The 22,824-nt window shown below is 30.3% G+C and carries 20 protein-coding genes; 2 read left to right on the forward strand and 18 right to left on the reverse strand.

Going from position 1 to position 22,824, the window contains the following annotated elements; translation table 11 throughout:
- Window positions 1-13 precede the first annotated feature (13 nt).
- The gene (locus T483_RS0101275) at window positions 14-364 is read left to right on the forward strand and encodes a hypothetical protein (protein WP_026885184.1); all 351 of its coding nucleotides are present in this window, start codon (window positions 14-16) and stop codon (window positions 362-364) included.
- Between the two features lie 125 nt (window positions 365-489).
- Here the strand turns inward: T483_RS0101275 and T483_RS0101280 are convergent, their stop codons facing one another.
- From T483_RS0101280 to T483_RS0101315, 8 genes are all read right to left on the reverse strand, one after another.
- Window positions 490-1,047, reverse strand: a complete 558-nt coding sequence (locus tag T483_RS0101280) for a bacteriohemerythrin (protein ID WP_080696871.1) — start codon at window positions 1,045-1,047, stop codon at window positions 490-492.
- A gap of 96 nt (window positions 1,048-1,143) precedes the next feature.
- Window positions 1,144-1,371 carry a hypothetical protein gene (locus tag T483_RS0101285; protein ID WP_026885186.1) on the reverse strand — a complete coding sequence of 76 codons (228 nt, stop codon included), beginning with the start codon at window positions 1,369-1,371 and terminating at the stop codon, window positions 1,144-1,146.
- A gap of 101 nt (window positions 1,372-1,472) precedes the next feature.
- A complete protein-coding gene (locus T483_RS0101290; protein ID WP_026885187.1) occupies window positions 1,473-1,880 on the reverse strand; it encodes a response regulator in 408 nt (135 codons plus the stop codon).
- Between the two features lie 26 nt (window positions 1,881-1,906).
- On the reverse strand, window positions 1,907-3,379 hold the full coding sequence (locus tag T483_RS0101295) for an ATP-binding response regulator (protein WP_026885188.1): 1,473 nt from the start codon (window positions 3,377-3,379) through the stop codon (window positions 1,907-1,909).
- A gap of 29 nt (window positions 3,380-3,408) precedes the next feature.
- The gene (locus T483_RS0101300) at window positions 3,409-5,025 is read right to left on the reverse strand and encodes a methyl-accepting chemotaxis protein (RefSeq protein ID WP_026885189.1); all 1,617 of its coding nucleotides are present in this window, start codon (window positions 5,023-5,025) and stop codon (window positions 3,409-3,411) included.
- Between the two features lie 15 nt (window positions 5,026-5,040).
- Entirely contained in the window at window positions 5,041-5,538 is a 498-nt protein-coding gene (locus T483_RS0101305; RefSeq protein WP_026885190.1) for a chemotaxis protein CheW, read from the reverse strand.
- A gap of 34 nt (window positions 5,539-5,572) precedes the next feature.
- Window positions 5,573-8,197, reverse strand: a complete 2,625-nt coding sequence (locus T483_RS0101310) for a methyl-accepting chemotaxis protein (protein ID WP_026885191.1) — start codon at window positions 8,195-8,197, stop codon at window positions 5,573-5,575.
- 98 nt (window positions 8,198-8,295) lie between these two features.
- Window positions 8,296-8,667, reverse strand: coding sequence for a response regulator (locus T483_RS0101315; RefSeq protein WP_026885192.1), 372 nt, complete (start codon window positions 8,665-8,667; stop codon window positions 8,296-8,298).
- A gap of 445 nt (window positions 8,668-9,112) precedes the next feature.
- Between T483_RS0101315 and T483_RS0101320 the strand changes: the two genes are divergently transcribed.
- Window positions 9,113-9,769: a response regulator gene (locus T483_RS0101320; protein ID WP_026885193.1), complete on the forward strand. Its 657-nt coding sequence runs from the start codon at window positions 9,113-9,115 to the stop codon at window positions 9,767-9,769.
- Window positions 9,770-9,780: 11 nt separating this feature from the next.
- On the opposite strand, the gene T483_RS0101325 is transcribed toward T483_RS0101320, so the two are convergent.
- The 10 genes from T483_RS0101325 to T483_RS0101370 all read right to left on the reverse strand — a co-directional run bounded on the left by T483_RS0101325 (window position 9,781) and on the right by T483_RS0101370 (window position 22,345).
- Window positions 9,781-10,809, reverse strand: coding sequence for a protein-glutamate methylesterase/protein-glutamine glutaminase (locus T483_RS0101325; RefSeq protein WP_026885194.1), 1,029 nt, complete (start codon window positions 10,807-10,809; stop codon window positions 9,781-9,783).
- Window positions 10,810-10,851: 42 nt separating this feature from the next.
- Entirely contained in the window at window positions 10,852-11,667 is an 816-nt protein-coding gene (locus tag T483_RS0101330; protein ID WP_026885195.1) for a CheR family methyltransferase, read from the reverse strand.
- A gap of 15 nt (window positions 11,668-11,682) precedes the next feature.
- A complete protein-coding gene (locus T483_RS0101335) occupies window positions 11,683-13,404 on the reverse strand; it encodes a methyl-accepting chemotaxis protein (RefSeq protein WP_026885196.1) in 1,722 nt (573 codons plus the stop codon).
- Window positions 13,405-13,457: 53 nt separating this feature from the next.
- Window positions 13,458-15,527, reverse strand: a complete 2,070-nt coding sequence (locus T483_RS0101340; RefSeq protein ID WP_026885197.1) for a chemotaxis protein CheA — start codon at window positions 15,525-15,527, stop codon at window positions 13,458-13,460.
- 256 nt (window positions 15,528-15,783) lie between these two features.
- Window positions 15,784-16,518 (reverse strand): flagellar motor protein MotB, encoded by a 735-nt coding sequence (locus tag T483_RS0101345; RefSeq protein ID WP_026885198.1) that lies wholly within the window; start codon window positions 16,516-16,518, stop codon window positions 15,784-15,786.
- Window positions 16,519-16,535: 17 nt separating this feature from the next.
- Window positions 16,536-17,321, reverse strand: coding sequence for a flagellar motor stator protein MotA (gene motA, locus T483_RS0101350; RefSeq protein ID WP_026885199.1), 786 nt, complete (start codon window positions 17,319-17,321; stop codon window positions 16,536-16,538).
- A gap of 604 nt (window positions 17,322-17,925) precedes the next feature.
- Window positions 17,926-18,087, reverse strand: a complete 162-nt coding sequence (locus tag T483_RS30860; RefSeq protein ID WP_242841786.1) for a hypothetical protein — start codon at window positions 18,085-18,087, stop codon at window positions 17,926-17,928.
- Window positions 18,088-18,391: 304 nt separating this feature from the next.
- Window positions 18,392-19,834: a glycoside hydrolase family 1 protein gene (locus T483_RS0101360; RefSeq protein ID WP_026885200.1), complete on the reverse strand. Its 1,443-nt coding sequence runs from the start codon at window positions 19,832-19,834 to the stop codon at window positions 18,392-18,394.
- A 455-nt stretch (window positions 19,835-20,289) separates the two neighbouring features.
- Complete coding sequence (locus tag T483_RS0101365; RefSeq protein WP_026885201.1) at window positions 20,290-20,985, reverse strand: manganese catalase family protein; 696 nt, start codon at window positions 20,983-20,985, stop codon at window positions 20,290-20,292.
- 253 nt (window positions 20,986-21,238) lie between these two features.
- On the reverse strand, window positions 21,239-22,345 hold the full coding sequence (locus T483_RS0101370; protein WP_026885202.1) for a DUF362 domain-containing protein: 1,107 nt from the start codon (window positions 22,343-22,345) through the stop codon (window positions 21,239-21,241).
- Window positions 22,346-22,824 lie beyond the last annotated feature (479 nt).

The following is a 22,824-nucleotide window of genomic DNA, read 5'->3' on the forward strand; positions in this document are numbered from 1 at the left end:
CGTTATATAATTTATGAATTATGACATAATTGGCTTTTCTAATGATTTAGGCCTTAACCTTCAACAAGTATCAGAACTTTATGCCGAATTGATTAATGAGTTTAATCTGGCACTATCGGAGTTGAAAGTTTCTATGATAGAAAAAGATTTAAGAAATATTCAAAAAATAATTCATAACTTAAAAGGTGTTTCAGGAAATTATAGAATAACTGATATCTATGAAGAAACAACTAAAATTAATAACTTACTAAAAAGCAACAATTATAATAATCTTGAACTAGATTTAAACAGTCTCCTTACTGTTAGCAATCTAGCTTTAAAAAAAATTAAAAGTTTCTTTTATGAAAGGTCTATAGTAATATAAATATTTTAAAAAAAGATAGTACCAAAGAATTATTATTTAAAACGGAACCTATGAATTATTCCTTTTCTGGTGTCTATTTCACAGTTTCTATTTTAATTCTTAATACTATCTTTTTAAATTATCAACTAATTTCTACGACTATTTATTAGAAATTCTCCTAAATCTCTATCTGCGTTTAGCATATGTTCCCTACACCATTTAAATATTTTTTGTTGCATATGTATAATAAATAATGTTGATACTTCCCTTGTTTCCAAAAAGCTCCTTATATCTCTTAAGCACTCTTTAAATTCTTCATGCTGCATCTGGTGAATATCGAATCCTGGATAGTTATTTTGCTTTTGAATTGCCTCTTCTTCATTAATATGGTGAATTGCATGTTCTTCAAGAGAACTCAAAGCTTCTATAATTTCTATCTTACTTTTTTCTTCATTCATAGCATTTACTAAATTATTAATTAACTTAAACAATTCTTGATGCTGTCTGTCAATATTATCAACTCCAGTGGATAACACAGCGTCCCAATTTGAGTTCATAAAGTGCATAAGTACATCACCACTAATATTGATTCTACTGATATCCATAATAACTGAATCATTATCTTCCTGAACAAACTTTACCATTGATGACGCTATTTTATTATTTATTAATCCGCTTTCATCTTTTTTTAATATTTCGTACATATCAATACACCCTCTCATAATCTATCCTTTTATACCCAAATATTATCATCCATATATAATTCTTACTGTCAGATTTTAAGTATTTAATATAAGTAATTAATCTACACAAATATACTCATTAACAATCTCTTCTGGTAATTCTTTGTAATCAAATGGTGATATGTCATCAATTTCAAATTTAACTAACTCCATAACCTTTATTAATACCCTATCCATTTTTACTAGAAACTCTTCTTTTTCTTCTGCCTTAATAACAAAGCTATTGAATGGCACATTATATTTATTTACAAACTTCAAATTTAAATTTACAACCCAACTTTTCATATATATCCCCCTTATCCAAAATATCTTAATATTATTTAGAATTTTCTATCAAAAAATTTCATAAATCCTTATATAAATCACGTATATGGCTTTTCCACTAATTACTTTTTATTATCTAAATCTAAATTTAATTTCTTCATAACTTCAGTTAATTTGTCAGTGTTTATTGGCTTAGTTACATATACTTCACATCCTAGTTCAAAAGCATTTTGAACATCTTTAGCATTATCTAAAGCCGTAATCACAAATTTTTTAGACAAATTTTCATAATTTATTTGTTTTTCCTTCTCAATTAAATTAATCATCTTTAGTGCTTTTAAGCCATCTAACTTTGGCATCATTATGTCAAGGCATATAACATCATATTCGTCTTCCTCTTCTAGTGAAAATATAAATGCCTGGACCGCTTCCTCTCCATTAACCACCATATCACAATCGCCATATTGTGAAAAAAATTTAAATAAAAATCTTCTATTTACATAATCATCTTCTGCAATAAGAATTCTCATATACCAACCTCTTTTCTACCCAAATTTTATATATTCATTAGACTAATAATGCGTTCTCTTAATTGCTCAAAAGTTATTTTTACTTTTTCACCATTTCCATTTCGTGCATTTGCTTTCAACTTAAATCCCATCATTACTAGTTCATCAAATTTAGAAATAACTATAGAATTATTTATAATCTCTGCTATCTTTTCAATTTCAATTAGTTTCCCATTTGCCTCGTCCATTTTTTCAACTAATCTTCTTAATTCTGTATCTAAATCTGTGTTTCTATTTATTTCATTCGTATTTTTGAAATTTCTTTTTTCTTGTAACTCATTTGAATTAATATTCAGCTTTCCTTTCTTTACTAGTCTGAAAGTTGCTGTAAAACTAAAGGTGCTCCCTAATCCCATATGACTTTCAACACAGATCCCTCCCCCCAATATTTCAACCAATTGTTTTGATAATGCAAGTCCTAGGCCAGTTCCATTATGTTCACGCGAATAAGAATTATTTAATTGGCTAAAACTTTTAAATAACAAATTCTTATCTTCTTCATCAATTCCTATCCCCGTATCTTTAACTAAAAACCTTAAAATAACCTGTTCGCCTATTTTTTGCTCTATTTTAATTGTTAATGAAATCTTTCCTTCATCTGTAAATTTTATTGCATTGCTTATCAAATTATTAAGTATCTGTTGTAACTTTTCAAAATCCCCGTACAATAAATCCGGAATTTCATCTGAGTCATTATATTCTAAAGTAATTCCTTTTTCCCTTACATCATATGAATAAATTTTAAGCATATTATATATTAAATTCTTAAGATTAAAATTTGATTCCTTCAGTTCCATTTTCCCTGCTTCTGATTTTGAAAAATCCAATATTGCATTCACAATGTTAATTAATGAATACGCACTATCTTTTGCAATCAGAAGATTTTCTCTCGATTCATCCTTTAAATCACTATTCATTAATGTGAGCTCAATCATCCCTATAACACCATTAAGTGGTGTCCGTATCTCATGGCTCATATTTGCAAGAAAATTACTTTTTGCTTTATTTGCCGCTTCCGCTTCTTCCTTTGCTCGTATGAGAAGATTTCTCATTTCTTCCTCTACTCTTTTTCTCTCAGTTCTTTCATGTAAATCCTTAAGCTCCCTTTTTACAACTGCTCCTAGACGTACCATTTTATCCTTCATGATATAATCCTTACATCCAGCACGCATAGCTTCAACAGCTATCTCCTCTCCAATTTCACCCGATACTATAACAAATGGTATATCTAACTTTGTTTCATTTAATATTTGTAGCGCTTCAATAGAATTAAAATTCGGCATTACATGATCAGATAAAATTATATCCCATTCCTTATAATTTAACGCTTTTCTTAAATCCTCTGCATTTTCTACTTGCTCATAGCTAACATTAAAACCACTTCGTTTAAGTTGCGCTACCTCAAAATTCAAAGAAGCTTTTGAATCTTCTATTATTAAAACTCTAATATCCTTTATCATAGGCTTCACTCCGTAGAAAGAATTTTAAATTATTCGTATTTTGATATCTTGCCAAACTCTATATTTTTAATCGAATCATTGATTAAACAACTTCTAGTTTTCCTTAATTTAAATTTTGAAACTTGCTCTTTCAACATCTCTGATTGAGAAGCCAATTCTTCGCTTGCAGATGCACTTTCTTCTGCTGTTGCTGAATTAGTTTGTACTACTGCTGATATCTGAATAACTCCCTGATTAATTTGAGCTATACCTTCTGCTTGTTCATTTGAAGCTACTGCTATTTGATTTATAAATTCAGCAACTTTCACAGTATCTTCTACAATTTTATTTAATGCTTCAGACGTTTGTTTTGCTATCTTGCCTCCCATTTCTGCTTTTCTAATAGCCCCTTCAATCATTTCCGCAGTTTCCTTTGCAGCTTTTGCAGATCTTGCTGCCAAATTTCTAACCTCTTCTGCAACCACTGCAAAACCTTTTCCGTGCTGCCCAGCCCTAGCTGCTTCAACTGCCGCATTCAAAGCTAAGATATTAGTTTGAAATGCAATTTCATCGATAACTTTTATGATTTTATATATACTCGTTGAAGCACTATTTATATCATCTACCGCTATTTTCATTGCTTTCATTTCTTCATAACCTTGTTCAGCATTTATTTTAGCACTACCAGCAATTTCATTAGCATTTGCAGAGTTTTCTGCATTCATTTTTGTTTGAGCTGATATTTCCTCAATAGATGCTGTTAACTCTTGAATCGAGCTAGCTTGTTCCATAGCTCCTTGTGAAAGTGCTACACTTGAATCAGAAACTTGTTTCGCTCCTGCTGTAACTTGTTCTGTCGCTGAACTTATGTTGCAGATAGTATCGTTTAGCTTTTCGGCCATTCTCTCAAAAGAAAGTGCTAATAATCCAATCTCATCTTTGCTATCTATATTAACATTTATATTAAAGTCTCCATCAGCAATTTTATCCGCTACCATTATTATCTTACGAACTGGTCTGCTTATTGACAAAGAGATAAATACTCCTATTAATACTGATAAAATTACTCCTATTATTAAAATTATTGTTGTTAATAATGTTGTATTGTCTGCTGTTTTACTATTACCATCTGAAGTTTCTTTAGCTATATTTAGTTTTAAATCTTGATATGTTTTTAAATTTGATTGCAGCTTTTCTAAAACTGGTTTTCCTTCTGAATATAAAATATTAATTGCTTCTTGATTTCTATTTTGATTCTTTAATTGTGTTATCTTACTTATAAGATTCATATAATCGGACTTAGAAATCTTTAAATCATCAATAATCTTTTTTCCTTCAATGGTCAAAGTTGTTTCTGATAATTTATTCAGGCTATAATCAAACTTATCACTATTGTCCTTAATTTGATTAATATAATCTTGAATTTCCGATGCATTATCTGTAAGCAGAATATCTCTAGTATTCGCTCTTATATTATTAAAATTATTAGATACCTCAATAACATCTCCCAGTGGCCGAGTCATTTTATCGTATAATTTAGTATCAAGATCACTAATCTTATTTATATTCGAAATACAATAAATTCCCGTAATACCTGCAATAAGCGCTGCAACTAAAAATCCCAGAAGTATTTTTAAACCTATTTTCATATTGTTGAACCATTTCATAATAATGTCCTCCCTCTATTGTTCAATGTTATTTAGGGTTTCAGCATCCTCATCATTTATTAACTTATTACAATCCAAAATTAATTTAACTTGATTCTCTATTTTCCCTATTCCTTTTATATACTTATTACTAATTTTATTTAGATTTGGTGGAGGCACAATATCTTGATCTGGTATTATTAGAACTTCTGAAACACTATCAACAATAAGGCCAATTGATAAATCGTTTATATCTATCACTATTATACAAGTCCTATCATTATATTCCCTAAAATCCTTCTTAAATCTTAATCTTACATCCATTACTGGAATTATCTTTCCCCTTAGATTAATAATTCCTCTTATATAATCTGGAAGTTCTGGAACTGAGGTTATAGGTTGTATTCCAATAATCTCTGTAACATTATTTATTCCTATACCATAAGATTCATCATCAAGTATAAACGTAAGGTATTTCCCTTTCTGAGTATCTTCTTCCATATCTGTATTATCATTAATCATATTTGTATTCATGCTAACACTTCCTCTCTTCTACTAAAAATCAATATCAATACTTCCCAAACTCTGTATCATCTAAATTAATACTAATTTTTTTCCTTATGTTAGACCTTTGTCCAAATTCTTTATTATCAATGTCATTTTCTAGCCTTGCTCCCTCCTTTTCTTCTATGCTATCTAGATATATTTTATTTAAATTCATCTTTTTCAGGTTGAATTGAGCAACCCTTTGTTTCAGAGTTTCTGCCTGACTAGACATCTCTTCACTTGAAGAAGCAGTTTCTTCAGATGTCGCAGAATTTATTTGAGTAACCCTTGATATTTGTTCAACTGCTTCATTTATTTGTGATACTGCAGAGGCTTGTTCATTACAAGATGCTGCTATTCTTCTTACTATCTCGGAAGTAATGCTAATATCGTTGACTATAGAATTTAACGATTCAGCTGTGTTATTAGCTATTTGGGTTCCAGCAGTTACTTTTTTCATTGAACCTTCTATTAAAGCGGTTGTTTCCTTAGCTGCATTTGCACTTCTACCTGCAAGATTTCTAACCTCCTCAGCAACTACAGCAAATCCCTTTCCATGCTGTCCTGCTCTTGCGGCTTCTACTGCCGCGTTAAGTGCCAGTATATTAGTTTGAAAAGCTATTTCATCTATCACTTTTATTATTTTGGAGATATTTTCAGATGCTTCATTAATCTCATTCATAGCTTTTAGCATAGTACTCATTTCTGTATTTCCATTAACAGCATTTTTTGTAGCCTTTGTAGCCAACTCATTAGCCTCATTAGCACTTGTAGCGTTTAATCTTGTTTGTTCTCCTATCTCTGAAAGTGATGCTGTTACTTCCTCCACAGCACTTGCTTGCTCCGCAGATGCTTGCGATAAGTTTTGACTTGCATTTGATACCTGTATTGATGCCGAGGCTACCTCATTTGCTGATATATTTATATCAGTAAGTACTTGATTAATTTCTTGTACAGATAAATTTAAAGCGCTCATTATATTTCCGTAATCACCCTTATAAGAATTTTCAATACGGACATTAAGGTTACCTTTTGACATCTCCTCTAGAACATCTTTTATTTCTCCTATAGGCTTAGCAAAAGCATCAACAGCTTTGTTTATTACATTTATCAGTTCTTTGAAACTTCCTGTATACTTTTCACTTTCACCTCTAATTTCTAAATTCCCTTCAGTAGCTGCTGAAAGAACCATTATCTGTTCATCTAGAACTTTAAGAATATTAGATTTTAGTCCATGCAGACTTTCATTTGCAATTCCGTATCTGCCAGGCAATTTTTCAAGTTCAACTGAAAAATCTCCTTCTGAATAAGATTTTAATACTGCAAATATTTTTATTAATACATCTATAGATATCCACATTCCATCATTAACACTTTGAGCCATTTGTCTGTATACTCCGTCAAATTTTGAAACATCTATTCTATCTCTTGTATTACCTAATTTGAATGTATCATTCATCCAATTAACTTCTTTCACAAACAAATTTAAAGTATCAATCAATGTATTGAGATTGTTCTTTATTTTATTAAATTCACCTTGATATTCACTTTTAATCTTTTCTGGCACCTCTCCATTACTTATCCTTTTTACGTAATCCGCTGTAATATTAATAGGCTCAATAAACGCTTCAATTACATCATTAATTCCATCAATCATTTTAGCCCATGATCCATTAAATTTGGATGAATCTATCCTTTTTGCTAAATTTCCTGACTTAATTTCATTAGCTATATTAATCTGTTCCTTAGATATATTTAATAAATTATTTCTTAACTCCTCTATATTCTCATTTACTAATCCATACCTTCCTGGGAATTTTTCAAGCTCAACTGTAAAGTCTCCCTTTGAATATGATTTAAGCACTGCAAATAACTTAATAAATACTTCTATCGATATCCATGTGGTGTCATTAATACATTCCACCATTTCTTTATAAGAGCCTTGAAATTTTGTAACATCTATTTTATCTCTTGTATTCCCTAATCTAAAACTTTCTTTGAATAACTGAATATTTTCCATTAGATTGTTAAGATTATCTACAAGTTCATTAATGCTTGTTTTTATAATATTAAATGATCCTATTTCCTCTCCAGTGTACTTCTCACTAAATTCGCCTTTACTTATCTTTTCTATGTAATGTGACGTTGCTCTAATATTCTTTATAAACATATTCATTGTTGATAAACTCTTCCTATGTACATTTCCCCATGCCCCTGAGTACTTTGATAAATCTAAAGCTATATCAAAATCACCTTTTTTAATGTAATCCTCAATCAAATTAGAATCACTGATCAAATTGTTTATATTTTTTTGTATCTGCTTAAGCAAATTAACTAAATCACCAAATTCATCAATAAAATCTACCTGTATATCTTCATCAAATTCTCCATTTGCAATCTTCCTTGCAATATTAGTAAGTTTTCTTATGTGTTTGTAAATAAAATTTATTAGTAATAATCCCATGATTGCTGTGATTATTATAGAAAATAATAATATTATTATCATTTTAATTCGCATTTCTTTTATATCTGCTGTGTTTCCTAGTCCTATATTAAATGCGGTAAACAAGGTAATTTCCATAGCTATAATAAATGTAAATATCAACCCAATTTTATTTCTTATTTTCAGATTACTTATATCAAACATCTTAATCCACCCTATCTAATAAAATTTACTCATATTATGTTATCTTAAATTTCAAGTTAACTTCCTAGCATTTCTAATGAAATATTCACTTTAAAGTTTTATTTACTAATATTTCTCTCAATATTTAATAGTTGTTTAGATACAATATCTTCCCTAAAAGGTTTTAATATAAATGATATAGCTCCTGCTAACATTGCCTCCTTAACTTGGATTTTATGCCCCAATGATGAAATAACTATAACTTTTGCATTCTCATCTATTGATTTAATAATCTTTATTGCCTCTACTCCTCCGAGTTCTGGCATGGTTAAATCCATTGTCACAATATCTGGTTTTAACAAATTATATAGTTTTACGGCTTTTATCCCAGTATCAGCTTCCCCTACAATATCAAATCCGCAATTTTGTAAAATAGATTTTAAAGCTAGCCTCATGAATTCCGCATCATCTACCACTAAAACTCTTTTCATATGATTTCACCCCCATGAAATACTATAAAAATACTACTTTTCTTTTAATTTTATTTTAAATGTTTTTAAAATCAGTTAGTAGTACCACAAGTCATGTAGTATCATGCAAATTGCATAATTAATTTGTATAAATATGCCGATTGCATTTTTATTTAAAACTTACTTCCTCTAGTTAACATTTATAATCAACTTCCACCATAAATGGTATCATAGCCTCTCTAGTTGTATTTAAAAAACTATATTCTTATCGATTTTATACATTAATATTTTATTAGTTAATTAAGATTAACTTTATACATTGTTCAAGTATTGGTAAAATGTTATAATTTATATTAGAATCTACAAAGGATTAACCTGTGTTTTCATTAGATTTAATAAATATTATTTGTCTATTTTTCACGAAAATTTAATATATTGCTTATTTGGGTAAAGAGAGGGTTCGTATATGACAAGAGTAATTATTGCAGAAGATCAGAAACTTTTAAGAGAAAGTTTTAAAAACATAATTGAAAATAACAGTGATATAAAAGTTGTAGCTTGTGCTACTAATGGAAATGAAGCTTATGATCTATGTAAAGAATATATGCCTGATGTTGTTTTAATGGATTTGTCTATGCCTGTATGTAGCGGTACGGAAGCTACAAAACTAATAAAAGCAAAACTTCCATCAGTTAAGGTACTAGTTTTAACTGCATCTGATGATAAATCTGATGTTACAGATGCCATAAGTAATGGCGCTGACGGATATATCTTAAAAGATATAAGTACTGAAGAACTTATACTATCCATAAAGAGTACCTCACTAGGGCTTGGCATAATTACTAAAGATATTTTAAGTCCTATGATACTAAATCTACGTAAAGAAAATAGAAAAACTAGAAAAAAAATTATTGATATTAATGGTATAAATATATCATTAACTGAAAGAGAACTAAAAATAGTATCTATGATTGTTGATGGAAACGATAATAAAGAAATTGCATCGTCTTTGTTTATTGCTGAAGGCACTGTTAAAAATATCATTACAGAAATTATTTCAAAGCTTAGTTTGAGAGATCGTACTCAGCTTGCAGTTTATGCGGTTAAAAATGGACTAGTATAAATAGTCCATTTTTACTTTAACATATCGCAAATAATACTAGGTATGTTTAAAATAGATACTTGCTTTTCAACGGCTCCTATTTCAAAAGCGACTTTTGGCATACCATATACAACGGAAGATTTCTGATCCTGTCCCACAGTTCTCGCTCCTGCTCTTCGCATTGACATAAGTCCCACTGCTCCATCATGACCCATTCCTGTTAGAATAACTCCTATGGCATTTTTTGAAGCCACCTTCGCTACAGATTCGAAAAGTACGTCTACAGATGGACAATGTCCATTAACTTTATTCCCTTGAATAGTTTCTACAATATATTTATCTGCAGCCTTCTTAAGCTTCATATGCTTATCTCCTGGCGCTATCAAAACTTTACCGGGCTCAATAGTATCTCCTGTTTGAGCTTCTTTAACAGTAAATTGTGTTTGCAAGTTTAATCTATCTGCAAACATTTTAGAAAACACTGGGGGAATATGTTGCACTATGATTATCCCTGGGATATCTTTAGGAAGACTTTTTAATATATTGTATATAGCTTCTGTTCCTCCAGTAGATGCCCCTATAGCAATCACTTTATTTCTAGGATTTATATTACTCTTTTCCATTACCTTATTGCTACTACTCTTTTCAATCTGCCCTAAATTAGCAGATAGATTCACATTTACCGCTCCTCTAATTTTAATTATTAACTCGTTAATAAAAATTCCAAATCCATTAGGAGTTCTAGCATCAGGTTTACTTAAAAAGTCCACTGCTCCTGCATCCATAGCATCGAATACTACATCACTTATAGAACTTACAACTATTATTGGAATCTTATATTGTGGAAGAAGTCTTTTAATAAATTCTACACCATTTAATTTTGGCATTTGTACATCACAAATCATAACATCAGGATTTAATTCTAAGAGTTTATCTCTAGCATCATATGGATCTATAGCCTTTCCAACAACCTCTATGTTATCATCTCTTGATATGCCCCTTGATATTGCCTCTCTAAATACCAAACTATCATCAACTACTAATACTCTAATTGGTTTCATTAACTTCACCTTCTCAGCCATTTAAATTATCTTAAGATAAACTTATTCCTTTCTATATACAGATGGCATTATATACTTAAATCCAGCAGTATCACCACTTAAGGATTCTGAATGTCCTATAAAAAGGTATCCACCATATTCCATACCGTTATAGAACTTGCGAATTAGTTCATTCTTTGTCTTATTGTCAAAATAAATCATTACATTTCTACAGAAAATAACATGAAATTTCTTCTTAAACGGAAACACTTCTTCCATCAAATTAAATTTTCTGTATATAATCTCATCCCTAATATTGTCCAAAAACACTAAATTTTCCTCATCATATTTTTTCAAATAAATTTTCTTCCAAGCTTCTGGCAACGGTGCAATTTGTTCTTTATGATATACTCCACTTTTAGCAATGCATAATACCTTTTCAGATATATCTGTTGCCAGTATTTTTTTATCCCACCATAACTTTTCTTGTTTAAAAAACTCATTTAATATCATAGCAATGGTATAAGCTTCTTCTCCTGAAGAACATCCTGCTGACCATATTCTTAGATCTTTATCTCTTATCGAATTAATTAAATATGGAAGTACTTTTTCTTTCAAGTAATCAAAATGTGATTTCTCACGCATAAAATATGTGTGATTTGTTGTAATCTTATTGAGCAGCGTGCTAACTGCCTTACCGGTCTTGTCAGAAACCACATACCGGTAATACTGAGAAAAATCTTCTATATTATTCTCTGCTAATACATTATGGAGTCTTCCAATTACCAACATCTTTTTTTCTTCTCTAAGATTAATCCCATAGTTCTCCTTTATATAGTTAGATAATTGAGCAAATTCTTTTTCCGTAATTGCAATCATATAATCACCTTATCTCTAATATTTTCCAAACTCATTATCGCTAAGTATTATCTTTTTAGTATTAGATACTTTTCTCTCTAAATGTTTATCCCTTGCTTCCATTAAATCTCTTATTCCTTTACTAACATCGCCGTTAATACTATGGTTCATGTAACTATTGTCTAAGTTAGTCATTGCATTTCTATCACTTACTAATTTAAACATTTTAACTTGTTCTTTTAAAACTTCTGCCTGGCCCGCTAACTCCTCACTTGCAGCCGCGCTTTCTTCTGAAGTCGCTGAATTACTTTGTACAACTTGTGATATTTGTATTATTCCTTGTGATATTTGTGAAATTCCTGTAGCTTGTTCTTCAGAGGCATCTGCTATACCATTAATTATTTTTGCGACCTCTTCTATATCATTAACAATGCTTTCAAGTGCATCTGCAGTTTGATTTGCTATATTGGTTCCATCTTGAATTTTAACAATTGATTCTTCTATTATCGTCGTGGTTTCTTTAGCAGCATTTGCAGATCTTGCTGCTAAGTTTCTAACTTCTTCAGCCACCACAGTAAAGCCTTTACCATATTGACCAGCCCTAGCCGCTTCTACAGCTGCATTTAAAGCAAGTATATTAGTTTGAAATGCAATTTCATCAATTACCTTAATAATTCTTGATATATTATTAGATGAAACATTAATTTCATCCATTGCTTTAAGCATTAACTTCATTTCATTATTTCTTTTTCCTGCATTTGTTTTAGTATTATCTGTTATAATATTAGCCTTCTTAGCATTTTCAGCATTTACTGATATTTGAGAAGATATTTCTTCGATAGACGCCGTTAATTCTTCAACAGCACTCGCTTGCTCTGTAGCCCCTTGTGATAATGCTATAGTTGAATCTGCTATTTGCCTAGCTCCAACTGTAACTTGCTCTGATGCAAAGCTTATATTCCCAATAACTTCATTTAATTTATATTTCATTCTTTTCATTGACTCTGATAATATCCCTATCTCATCTTTTGAATTATTAACAATCTCTACATCTAAGTTTCCTTCGCTTATTTCACTTGTTATAAACATGAGCTTAGATATAGGTTTACTTATAGCTTTAGAAATCAAAATACCCAGTGACATTGCCATAGCTATAGCTACTACTATTACTACAATCATAATTATAACAGCATTATTTACCTCTCCTGAATACTCATCCGATTTACTGAAGCCACCTGATTCTTTTAATTTAAATAAACTATCTACCGAATTATTTATTTGATCAGATAATTTTTGTGTTGAGTCTTGCCCCATTAAAGCAAGAGCTTCGTCTTTCTTCCCCGAAAGAGATAAATCTATAATTTTATCCTTTAAGTCATCATATTTACCTAAAAGTGTAATAAGATTTGAAAACTCAGCTTTTGCTTCATCACTTTGAAGTGACTTTTCAAATTTCTTTAAACTCTCCTGAATTTTTGCATCATAATTTTTTATTCTACTCACATAATCGCTCACATCTCTACCATCTTTATACATTATAATATTACTTAAATTTATGTTGAGTCTTTGAAATGATATAGAAACATTCGCAATATCAGCAATGGATGCTCCATAGTTTGTATATAAACTAGTATAGTTCTGATCTATTTTTTTTATCTTTGTAATTCCCACAGCACCAACTATTCCAGCTAATAGGGCCACTACTATAAATCCAATTATTAATTTTGTTCCAATCCTTATATTGCTTAACCACCTCATAGTATCTTCCTCCATTAACTACATACTTTACTTAAACTTAGGTTTTTTAATATCTATACCGTTGTCATTAGCCCATCTATATCAATTATTAGACTTATATTTCCATCTCCCAAAAGAGTACATCCAGCTAAATCTTTAATATTTCTAATATTTTTTATATAATTGGGGAGCGCTTTAACAACTACTTGTTGCTGCCCTAATAACTCATCTACTAAAATGCACACCCATTTTTCATCCTGCTCTATCATTATTAGAATTCCGTCTGATAATTTATCTGTATCAGTTCTTATTGAAAAATGCTCATTTAATCTAAGTATAGGATAACATTGGCCTCTAACCATAATCATCTCATTACTATCTGGATCTTTTATAATATCGCTTTCTTTTGGTTTAAAAAATTCTTTTATAGAACTAGTTGGAAGAGTGTATCTAGAGTTCCCAACCCTTACATTCATTCCATCTATGATTGCAAGAGTTAATGGTATCTTAATAGTGATGCTTGTACCAAATTCTAACACACTATCTATACTAACCGTTCCTCCTATCTTTTCAATATTTTTTACTACAACATCCATCCCCACTCCTCTGCCACTGAATTCTGACACAGCCTCTTTAGTTGAGAACCCTGGTAAAAATATCAAACTAAATATTTCCTTCTTAGTCATTTCACTTTCATCTTTAGTAAGTAGCCCATTTTTTCTTGCTTTTTCTAATATCTTTTCTTCATTTAAACCCTTCCCATCATCTTTTACTATAATTAATACATCGCTACCTGCATTTTTAGCTTCTAATACCAAATTTCCTGATTGCTGTTTCCCTTTATCAATTCTTTCTTCCACGGTCTCTATTCCATGATCAATAGAATTACGAACTAAATGCATTAAAGGATCTGATATATGTTCAATTATATTTTTATCTACTTCTGTTTCTTCCCCTATAATTGTTAATTTAACTTCCTTATCCATTTTCTTACTCATATCTCTAACAATTCTATTCATCTTTTGAAAAGTTGCAGAAAGTGGTACCATCCTTATTGACATTACTGTATCCTGCATCTCTGCTATAATCTTACGAAGCTGCCTTGCTGATTTTTTGAAATTATCAATTTCAAGTCCAATTAAATCTGGATTTTGCGTAACCATCGATTCTGAAATTACTAACTCTCCAATAAGATCCATAAGCCTATCTGCTTTAGCTACACTTAGACTTATGAATCCCTGGTGAGAAGATGTCTTTTCATTTTTCTTTTCCTCCGGTATATTCTTCTTTTCTTCTTCCTTCTTGATACATTCTTTTTCTATCGCAACTTCTTCTATAACTTCTTTACTACCTAGAAAAGCATCTTCGTCGTCTCCCATCAAGCTAATATCAAGTGCACTTAAAAAAACAGTTTCATTTAGGATTGTTTCTACGTCCTCCAAAATTAAATCTGAAGAGAAACATATTTTAAATCCATTCCTTCTTATTTCTTCACTGGCTTTTTCATCATCATCAATTATATTTTCCGGTGAGCTACATATTATTTCAGCTACTTCTGATAGTTTATGAAGAATACCAAAACATCTTATGTTTTCCATTCCGCAATCTTCGGAAAACTTAATTTTAGCCTTATATTTTTGATTAGATAGGTCCCTTTTACTTTTTCCACTTGTTATAAAAAATTTTTGTTGTTCTAAATTATTCTCATTAGGTTCTGTATCACTATCAATTATTTCCATTCCCTTGAGCTTACTTAAGAAATCCTTTATGCAAGTAATTTTATTTGCGCAATCTCCATCTGGTGTACTTCCTTGCTGAATTTTAGAAATTTCGCCTTTGATAAAATCAATTGAATCTAATACAATATCACTCAATATATTATTATCCACTTCACCTGGCTTATTTTCTCTAAGATAATAAAACAAATCTTCTACAGAATGAGAAAGTCCAGAAATGTTATTAAAAAGCATCATGGCTGACGATCCCTTGACCGTATGCATAATTCTAAATATTTCATCTATTGAATTTGAAAAACCATTTTCTTTTTCTCCATCAATAACTAATTGCTCTAATTGTTCTATAAGCTGCGTTGTTTCAAAAATATACATATCTAACATAGATTCATTTATAAAGCTTTCTGACATTTTAATTACCTCCTTTTTTACATATTTCTTATATAAAACGTAATTTCTCTATTTCTATATTAAGTTTTTTATTGGCATCTTTTAAGTCACTTAAGTCATTGATTTCTATGCAAAATGCACTACTATACTACATATAAATGCAAATTGCACAAAATATCTTGAATTTTATATAAAAAAATGCATTCAACCGCTATAGATTGAATGCATTTCATTAGCTTATGTAAAATTTCTTATTAAACTCTTAGCTCTTGTTTTGTTAATTTGATTTCTCATCTGTGGATACTGGATATTTACGTACTACAAAAATCTCTACTCTTCTATTTTTAGCTCTTCCGTCTTCTGTAGAATTAGATGCTTTAGGCATATGCTCTCCATACGCTTGTATTGATATCTTCTCCTGATTAATGCCTCCTGTACTAACCATGTAATTCAATACATTGATAGCACGCATAGCACTTAAATCCCAATTGGAACGAAACTTTCCGTTACTAATTGGCACATTATCAGTATATCCTGCAACTTTAATTTCATTATCTAATCCATAAAGCATATGTGAAATTTTTAAAAGCAATTGTGATACATCTTTCAATACATCTGCCTCACCTGAATTAAAAAGTACAACATCTTGTATAGAAATTGCTAATCCCTCACTATTAAGATCAACTTTAACTTTATCAGAATAGCCTTCTTTTTTAATTTCCTCTTCTATCATTTTTTTAACTTCCGTCATCTTGTCTTCTTCAGCCTTATTGTCACTAATCCCAGACTCCTCCATAGGAATTGTAGAGTTACCATCTTGATGCATAACACCAGTCCCACCGGCAAATATCATATTAAATTCTTTAGCCATTGACTGAAATTTTGCCTTATCTGTTTGTCCCATCGCAAACATAACGATAAATAGCGCTAGAAGAAGTGTTAACATGTCTGAATATGGAAGAAGCCATGCTTCATCTACATGCTCTTCATGATGTTGCTTTTTCTTACTCATCACTTTTCTCCTTTTAACTAGTTATCATTATTATTTTCTTCAAATCTTATTCTTTGTTTTGGTTCAAGCATCCCTACTAGCTTTCTTTCAATACTCTTTGGATTGTTTCCTGCCTGAATAGCTAAAATTCCTTCAAGCATAATATTCATATTTTTTATTTCTTCTTGAGATTTTCTTTTTAACCTATTTGCAAATGGATGCCAAATTAAATATCCAGTAAAAATACCATAAACAGTTGCAACAAAGGCTGATTTTATACTTTCTCCAAGTTTTTCAATGTCATTAAGATTTCCAAGAGCACCTATTAATCCTATAACAGCTCCTAAAACTCCAAGAGTTGGCGCTGTACCACCTGCTGTTGTAAACGCTGTAGCACCAAGGCGGTGTCTATCTTCCATACTCTCAATTTCTATTTCTAGAACTTCTTTTATAAGATCTGGTTCTAAACCGTCAACTACCATTTCTAATCCTTTTTTCATAAATTTATTTTCTAGTCCCTGTATAGTACTCTCAAGAGATAATAATCCATCTCTTCTAGTTGTTTGAGACATCTCTACAAGCTGTGCTATAATTTCAGCTGGATCTTCTTGACCCTTAGCACTAAAAAGAACACCAAAAATCTTAGGAAGCTTAGTAAACTCTCCTTTTGGAAAAGAATTCAGCAATGCTATTACAGTACCACCAATGATTACCAGTATTGCTTCAGCACTCATAAGTACTTGAAGGCTTGCTCCCTTTTCCAGCATGGCTGCAACTACAATTATTAACCCTCCGATAAGACCAATTACTAAAAATATATCCATTTTTGTCCCCCTTTATTATTCTTCGCACGTCATATGATTAAATGTTAATTTTTTATTAGTAATATAACATATAATTACATTTTTTGTCGTTTTTCTTAGTCATCTGGAATCTATAACCTATAACTATAATACCATAATCTTGAACAATCGAAAACTATATTATGACATATTATATAATATAAATTCTATATATTTTGACTATATGGCACTTTCATCTTCTTTTATTAATTTAATTTGTTGGATTTACTAAATTCAAAACAAAATCTTATTATTAATTTCATCCATATTGTCGAAATATAGGTATTTTTCTGATATAGGTATAAAAATGTGTTCCACAATACATCGAATTAACTTAAAATATAGAATAATAATCCATACAATAAATTCTTTATAAATATAATTAAACAAAATAACATATATTAGAAAACTTTAATAATTCATCATACATTAAATACTTCCCTATGATCAATAAATGTACGATTACTTTATTAATCATAATCACTTCAAATAATAATACGCTTTTATATGAAATGTATATCTATTTCCTTATATCTAATAACTAAAGTTTCTAGATATTATATTTTAAATTTCCTTATAGTTTCTCCTATTTTTTTGCTAGCACAAGCTGTTCTTTTGCATTAACTGGAATATTATTTATAAAATAGATTGAATTACTAGAGCTACCTTCTATGCTATTAGTGCTCTCAGAAGATTTTTGAGACATTTGGGCCATCTGTTGAACTGCACCTGATACTTGATTTATCACTGCATTAACATCAACTTTGTTCTAATCTTCAAATTCCTCAACAAATTTCCTCCCTTTAGCAACAAATTTCTCATTATGATTTTAAAATTTCTTTTATTTTTAGATAATAATGTTATTAAACTAAAATATATTTACTAAATTTCACATAATATTAATATTTTGTATTATATTTAAAAAGTTTAGCATTTCTACTTTTACGTGATTATTAATCTTCTAATGTTTTCAACCATTAATTTATAAACCAAAACAGGTAAATTTAAAGGAGTTATTGATTTTATCAATAACTCCTTTAAATTTACCTATTCTATAATTCTTCTCCATTTGTCTTTATGACATTTTGATACCAATAATAACTATCCTTTTTATAACGGTTCATTGAAGCGCCTTCTTCTTCTTCACGATCTACGTAAATGAAACCATACCTTTTTTGATACCCATTCAACCAGCTTAACAAATCTGTTATGGACCATGTACAATAAGCAAGTACTTCAGATCCCTCATTAATGGCTTCTTTTAGTTCTTCTATATGTGCCTTTAAGTATGCTATACGATAATCATCATGAATTTTATTGTCCTCAGTCTTTTTGTCAAATGCACCTAATCCATTTTCAGAAATAACTATCGGTAAGTCATATCTGCTTGTAATAGTTCTGCAACACATTCTTATACCTATCGGATCTATTGTCCAATCCCAGTCTGTAGTTTTTAAATATGGATTTGGTGGATTTTTAAATAATCCAGGTGTTCCACTAATTTGTGCTGTCCCTTTTTTACCTGTTGTATTCATTTCAGCCATACCAACACCATCAATTGGGTTATACTCAACAACTGCTGTTTGATAGTAATTAACTCCCATGAAATCTACCTGAGCTGCCGCCTTCATAAGCTCTGCATCCCCATCTTCAAATACAGGTGCTACCCCCTGACCTTGTAGATATTTTAATGCAGCTTTTGGGTATCTCCCGTATGCATAAACATCCATCCACCAAAATGATTGTAAATCATCGTAATCTGCCTTTGCTATATTGTTTAATGGATTGCAGTCTATTGAATAGCTAGGTGAAAATGCAAAGCTTGCTCCTATCTTACCATCTGGCACTATTTTTCTAAAAGCAAGCACTGCTTTTGCATGAGCTAAATTTGCATGATGATTTACTTGATAGAACATCTTTAAATCATTTTTCTTTCCTGGTGGGTGTACTGCCATTATCCATCCAAGACTAGTGAATATGTTTTGCTCATTTAATGTTATCCAATACTTAACTTTATCTTTATATCGTTCAAATAAAGTAATAGCGTAATTTTCATAATCATCAATTATATTTCTACTTTCCCAGCCATTATATTCTTCTTGTAAGGCTATAGGCAAATCCCAATGATATATTGTAACCATTGGCTCAATTCCATACTTTAAGCATTCATCTATAACATTATCATAGAATTCTAATCCTTTCTCGTTAACTTCGCCTTTTCCTTTTGGATAAATTCTTGGCCAAGATATAGAGAATCTATATGTTTTTAATCCCATTTCCGCCATTAATGCAATATCTTCTTTATAGCGGTGATAATGATCAACTGCTACATCACCATTTGTTCCTTTGAATGTTTTTCCCGGAATCCTTACAAATTCATCCCAATTACTTCTTCCTTTTCCGTCCTCTTCAGCTGCACCTTCTACCTGATATGCAGCTGATGCACTTCCCCATAAAAAATTATCTGGAAAACCATGTTTTTCTTTAAAATACATTTCTTTATCCTCCTACCAACAAACTTTCTATCACATCTTTGTCAAAATTCTTTTAACTAAATATTATCCTTATTATTAACAACTACTTATAACTCTAGACTACCATAAATTTATTGCACTTGTCCATATAATTTATAACTTTAATTATCAAATGTAATGTCATTTATTTTTTTAATAATGTCATTATATATTTAATTGCAAAATTGTGAAAATATTATATTAATCTTATAAAATAATTCATATAAATCCTGTAATATTTATATATATAAGTCCTAGATAATATAATCCATTCTTTATAAAATTATTTGGTTTGTTATAGCCTGATAGTTTATTTTGAGATAAACTTTGATGAATTAAACTTTTTAGGCCCCATATGATTGATTGAATTTAATATAACAAAATAACCCTATACCAAATTAATAATATATAAGTTCGGTATAGGATTATTATATTTACTAAGACCTAGTAGTTTCCCTACTATTTTCACGTGGATTTTTAAAGCTAGGAGGTGTTGGTTCAGGATCATCAAAATACCTTCCAGGAGTTGATAAGTCAAAATATAATCTAGAATCTTTAGTTACCCCAAAATCTTTATTTGATGCTCTATCCTGCACCTTGTTTAATGCTTCTCTAAATAGTGCATTATGCGCTTCCTCTCTATTTAATAGAAAGTCTATGGTCTCTTTTACGTATTTATCATTAATTTGACGATATAGATATTCATATACAACCTTTGCTCTCTGCTCAGCTGCTATATCCGATAATAAGTCTGCTGCAATGTCTCCTGTAACATTAACATAATCTGCAGTCCAAGGGTGTCCTGATGCATTAATAAGTCCTGGTGCAAGACCTGTCAATACATGAGTTTCTATTTCCCCTCCAGGAGTTTTAGTATAATCAACTTCATGTCCATTTAATAAATTTATAGTTTGTGCCACCATTTCCATATGACTTAACTCTTCAGCCGCAATATCTAGAAACAAATCATGAATTTCAGGATCTTTTACCCTAAAACTCTGTGAAAGATATTGAAGTGCCGCCTTTAGCTCACCATTTGCACCACCTAGCTGTTCTTGCATTAATACAGCATATTGTGGATTTGGTCTCTCTACTTTTACATCTCTAAGTAATGGTTTTTCGTGTTTAAACATTGTACTTACCTCCATTCATCTCAGTTAAAGTTATTTACAAAGTTAGTATTTAATAATCTAATGCTTATTATTCAAAACTCTAAATACATAACTGTGATAAATTTACAAACCTCAACAAATAAAATTATTTTTTATAGAACTGGTCTAAAAAATAAAATACCTGCATCTCTGCAGGTATAAACTCACAATTTCCTATTTGTAATCCACTAAACTCAAAGAATATATTATTTATATTATAGAAATACTTTCATTTCTAAATTGTTATCAACTCATACTCTTTGTTCCCTAAACCTAATTCCATAGCATAATCAATAGCAACTTTCCAATCTGTTTCAGGACTAACATCTGTAAAATGGTCATTATGCTTACAACCACTCTTTTCAAGAAGACTACCTTTCATAACTGGTTGCTTATTTACTGCATCCGCACAAGCTACATCTAGTGCTACTGGATCAAAAGATGCAAACATACCTACATCCGGAACAATCGGTACATCATTTTCTGCATGACAATCACAGTATGGCGATACATCAATTACCAAGCTAATATGAAAATTAGGTCTTCCATTCAATACTGCCCATGAATATTCAGCTATTTTCTTATTTAAAATATCATTTGATTCATCTGATGCTGGCATAACCGCATCCATTGGACAAATTCCTATGCAACGACCACACCCAACACATTTGCTATGATCGATGAGTGCTTTTTTGTCTGTTAAACTTATTGCACTATGTGCACAGTTTTTAGCACACATACCACAGCCAACACATTTATCTTCGCAAACGCTAGGTTTTCCACTACTATGCATTTCCATTTTTCCTGCGCGCGAACCGCATCCCATACCTATATTTTTTAAAGCGCCTCCAAAACCTGTTAACTCATGTCCTTTAAAATGATTTAATGAGATGAATATATCTGCATCCATAATCGCATGACCTATTTTAGCTTCTTTTACATATTTCCCACCAGCGATTGGAACTAAAGCTTCATCAGTCCCTTTTAACCCATCTCCAATTAATATATGGCAACCTGTTGAAAACGGACTATATCCATTTTCATATGCTGAATTTAGATGATCTAAAGCATTCTTTCTGCCTCCTACATATAGAGTATTACAGTCTGTTAAAAATGGATTTCCTCCTAATTCCTTAATAGTATCTACAACAACTTTAGCAAAATTAGGGCGCAAAAATGCTACATTTCCTGGCTCGCCGAAGTGAATCTTAATTGCTGCATATTTCTTCTCAAAATCAATTTGATCAATTCCTGCACTCTTAATTAAACGTTTTAACTTTTGTAGCAAATTTTCCTTAGCTGTTGCTTGCATATTAGTAAAATATACTTTCGATTTTTCCATTTTAAGTCCCTCCAAATTATTTATAAGCTAATGTACTAATTTAATTATAGATTTTAGAGTTAACTCTAAGTCAATACATATGGTAAAAAATCTTTTAAAATTTAATGCAGTATTAAAAATTATATGCCACACCACCTATAACATTTAAAATTATCCACAATGATTAATACTTGTTCACAATTTATTGAGAAATAAGTGTTAATATAATGCATATAGTTTAAAACTATTTTAAACGTGGATTTAGCCTTCCTGAAATCAAAAGAAATCCAAATGGCCCCCCCGTTATAATAACTAACTTAAACGGAAAAGTAATAACACTTAAGAAAACTGGTAATGTTAAAGCTGGAGAAATTGTTTTAGATATTAAATAATTATTGAAAGCAAAATAATATTTAATTAAACATATAAGAAATTGTATTTTATATTATTCTAACTAAAAAAAATCACGACATTTAATTATTAATTGTCGTGATTTTTTT

The sequence above is a fragment of the Clostridium beijerinckii HUN142 genome, from assembly GCF_000621745.1.
Lineage (GTDB): Bacteria > Bacillota > Clostridia > Clostridiales > Clostridiaceae > Clostridium > Clostridium beijerinckii_A.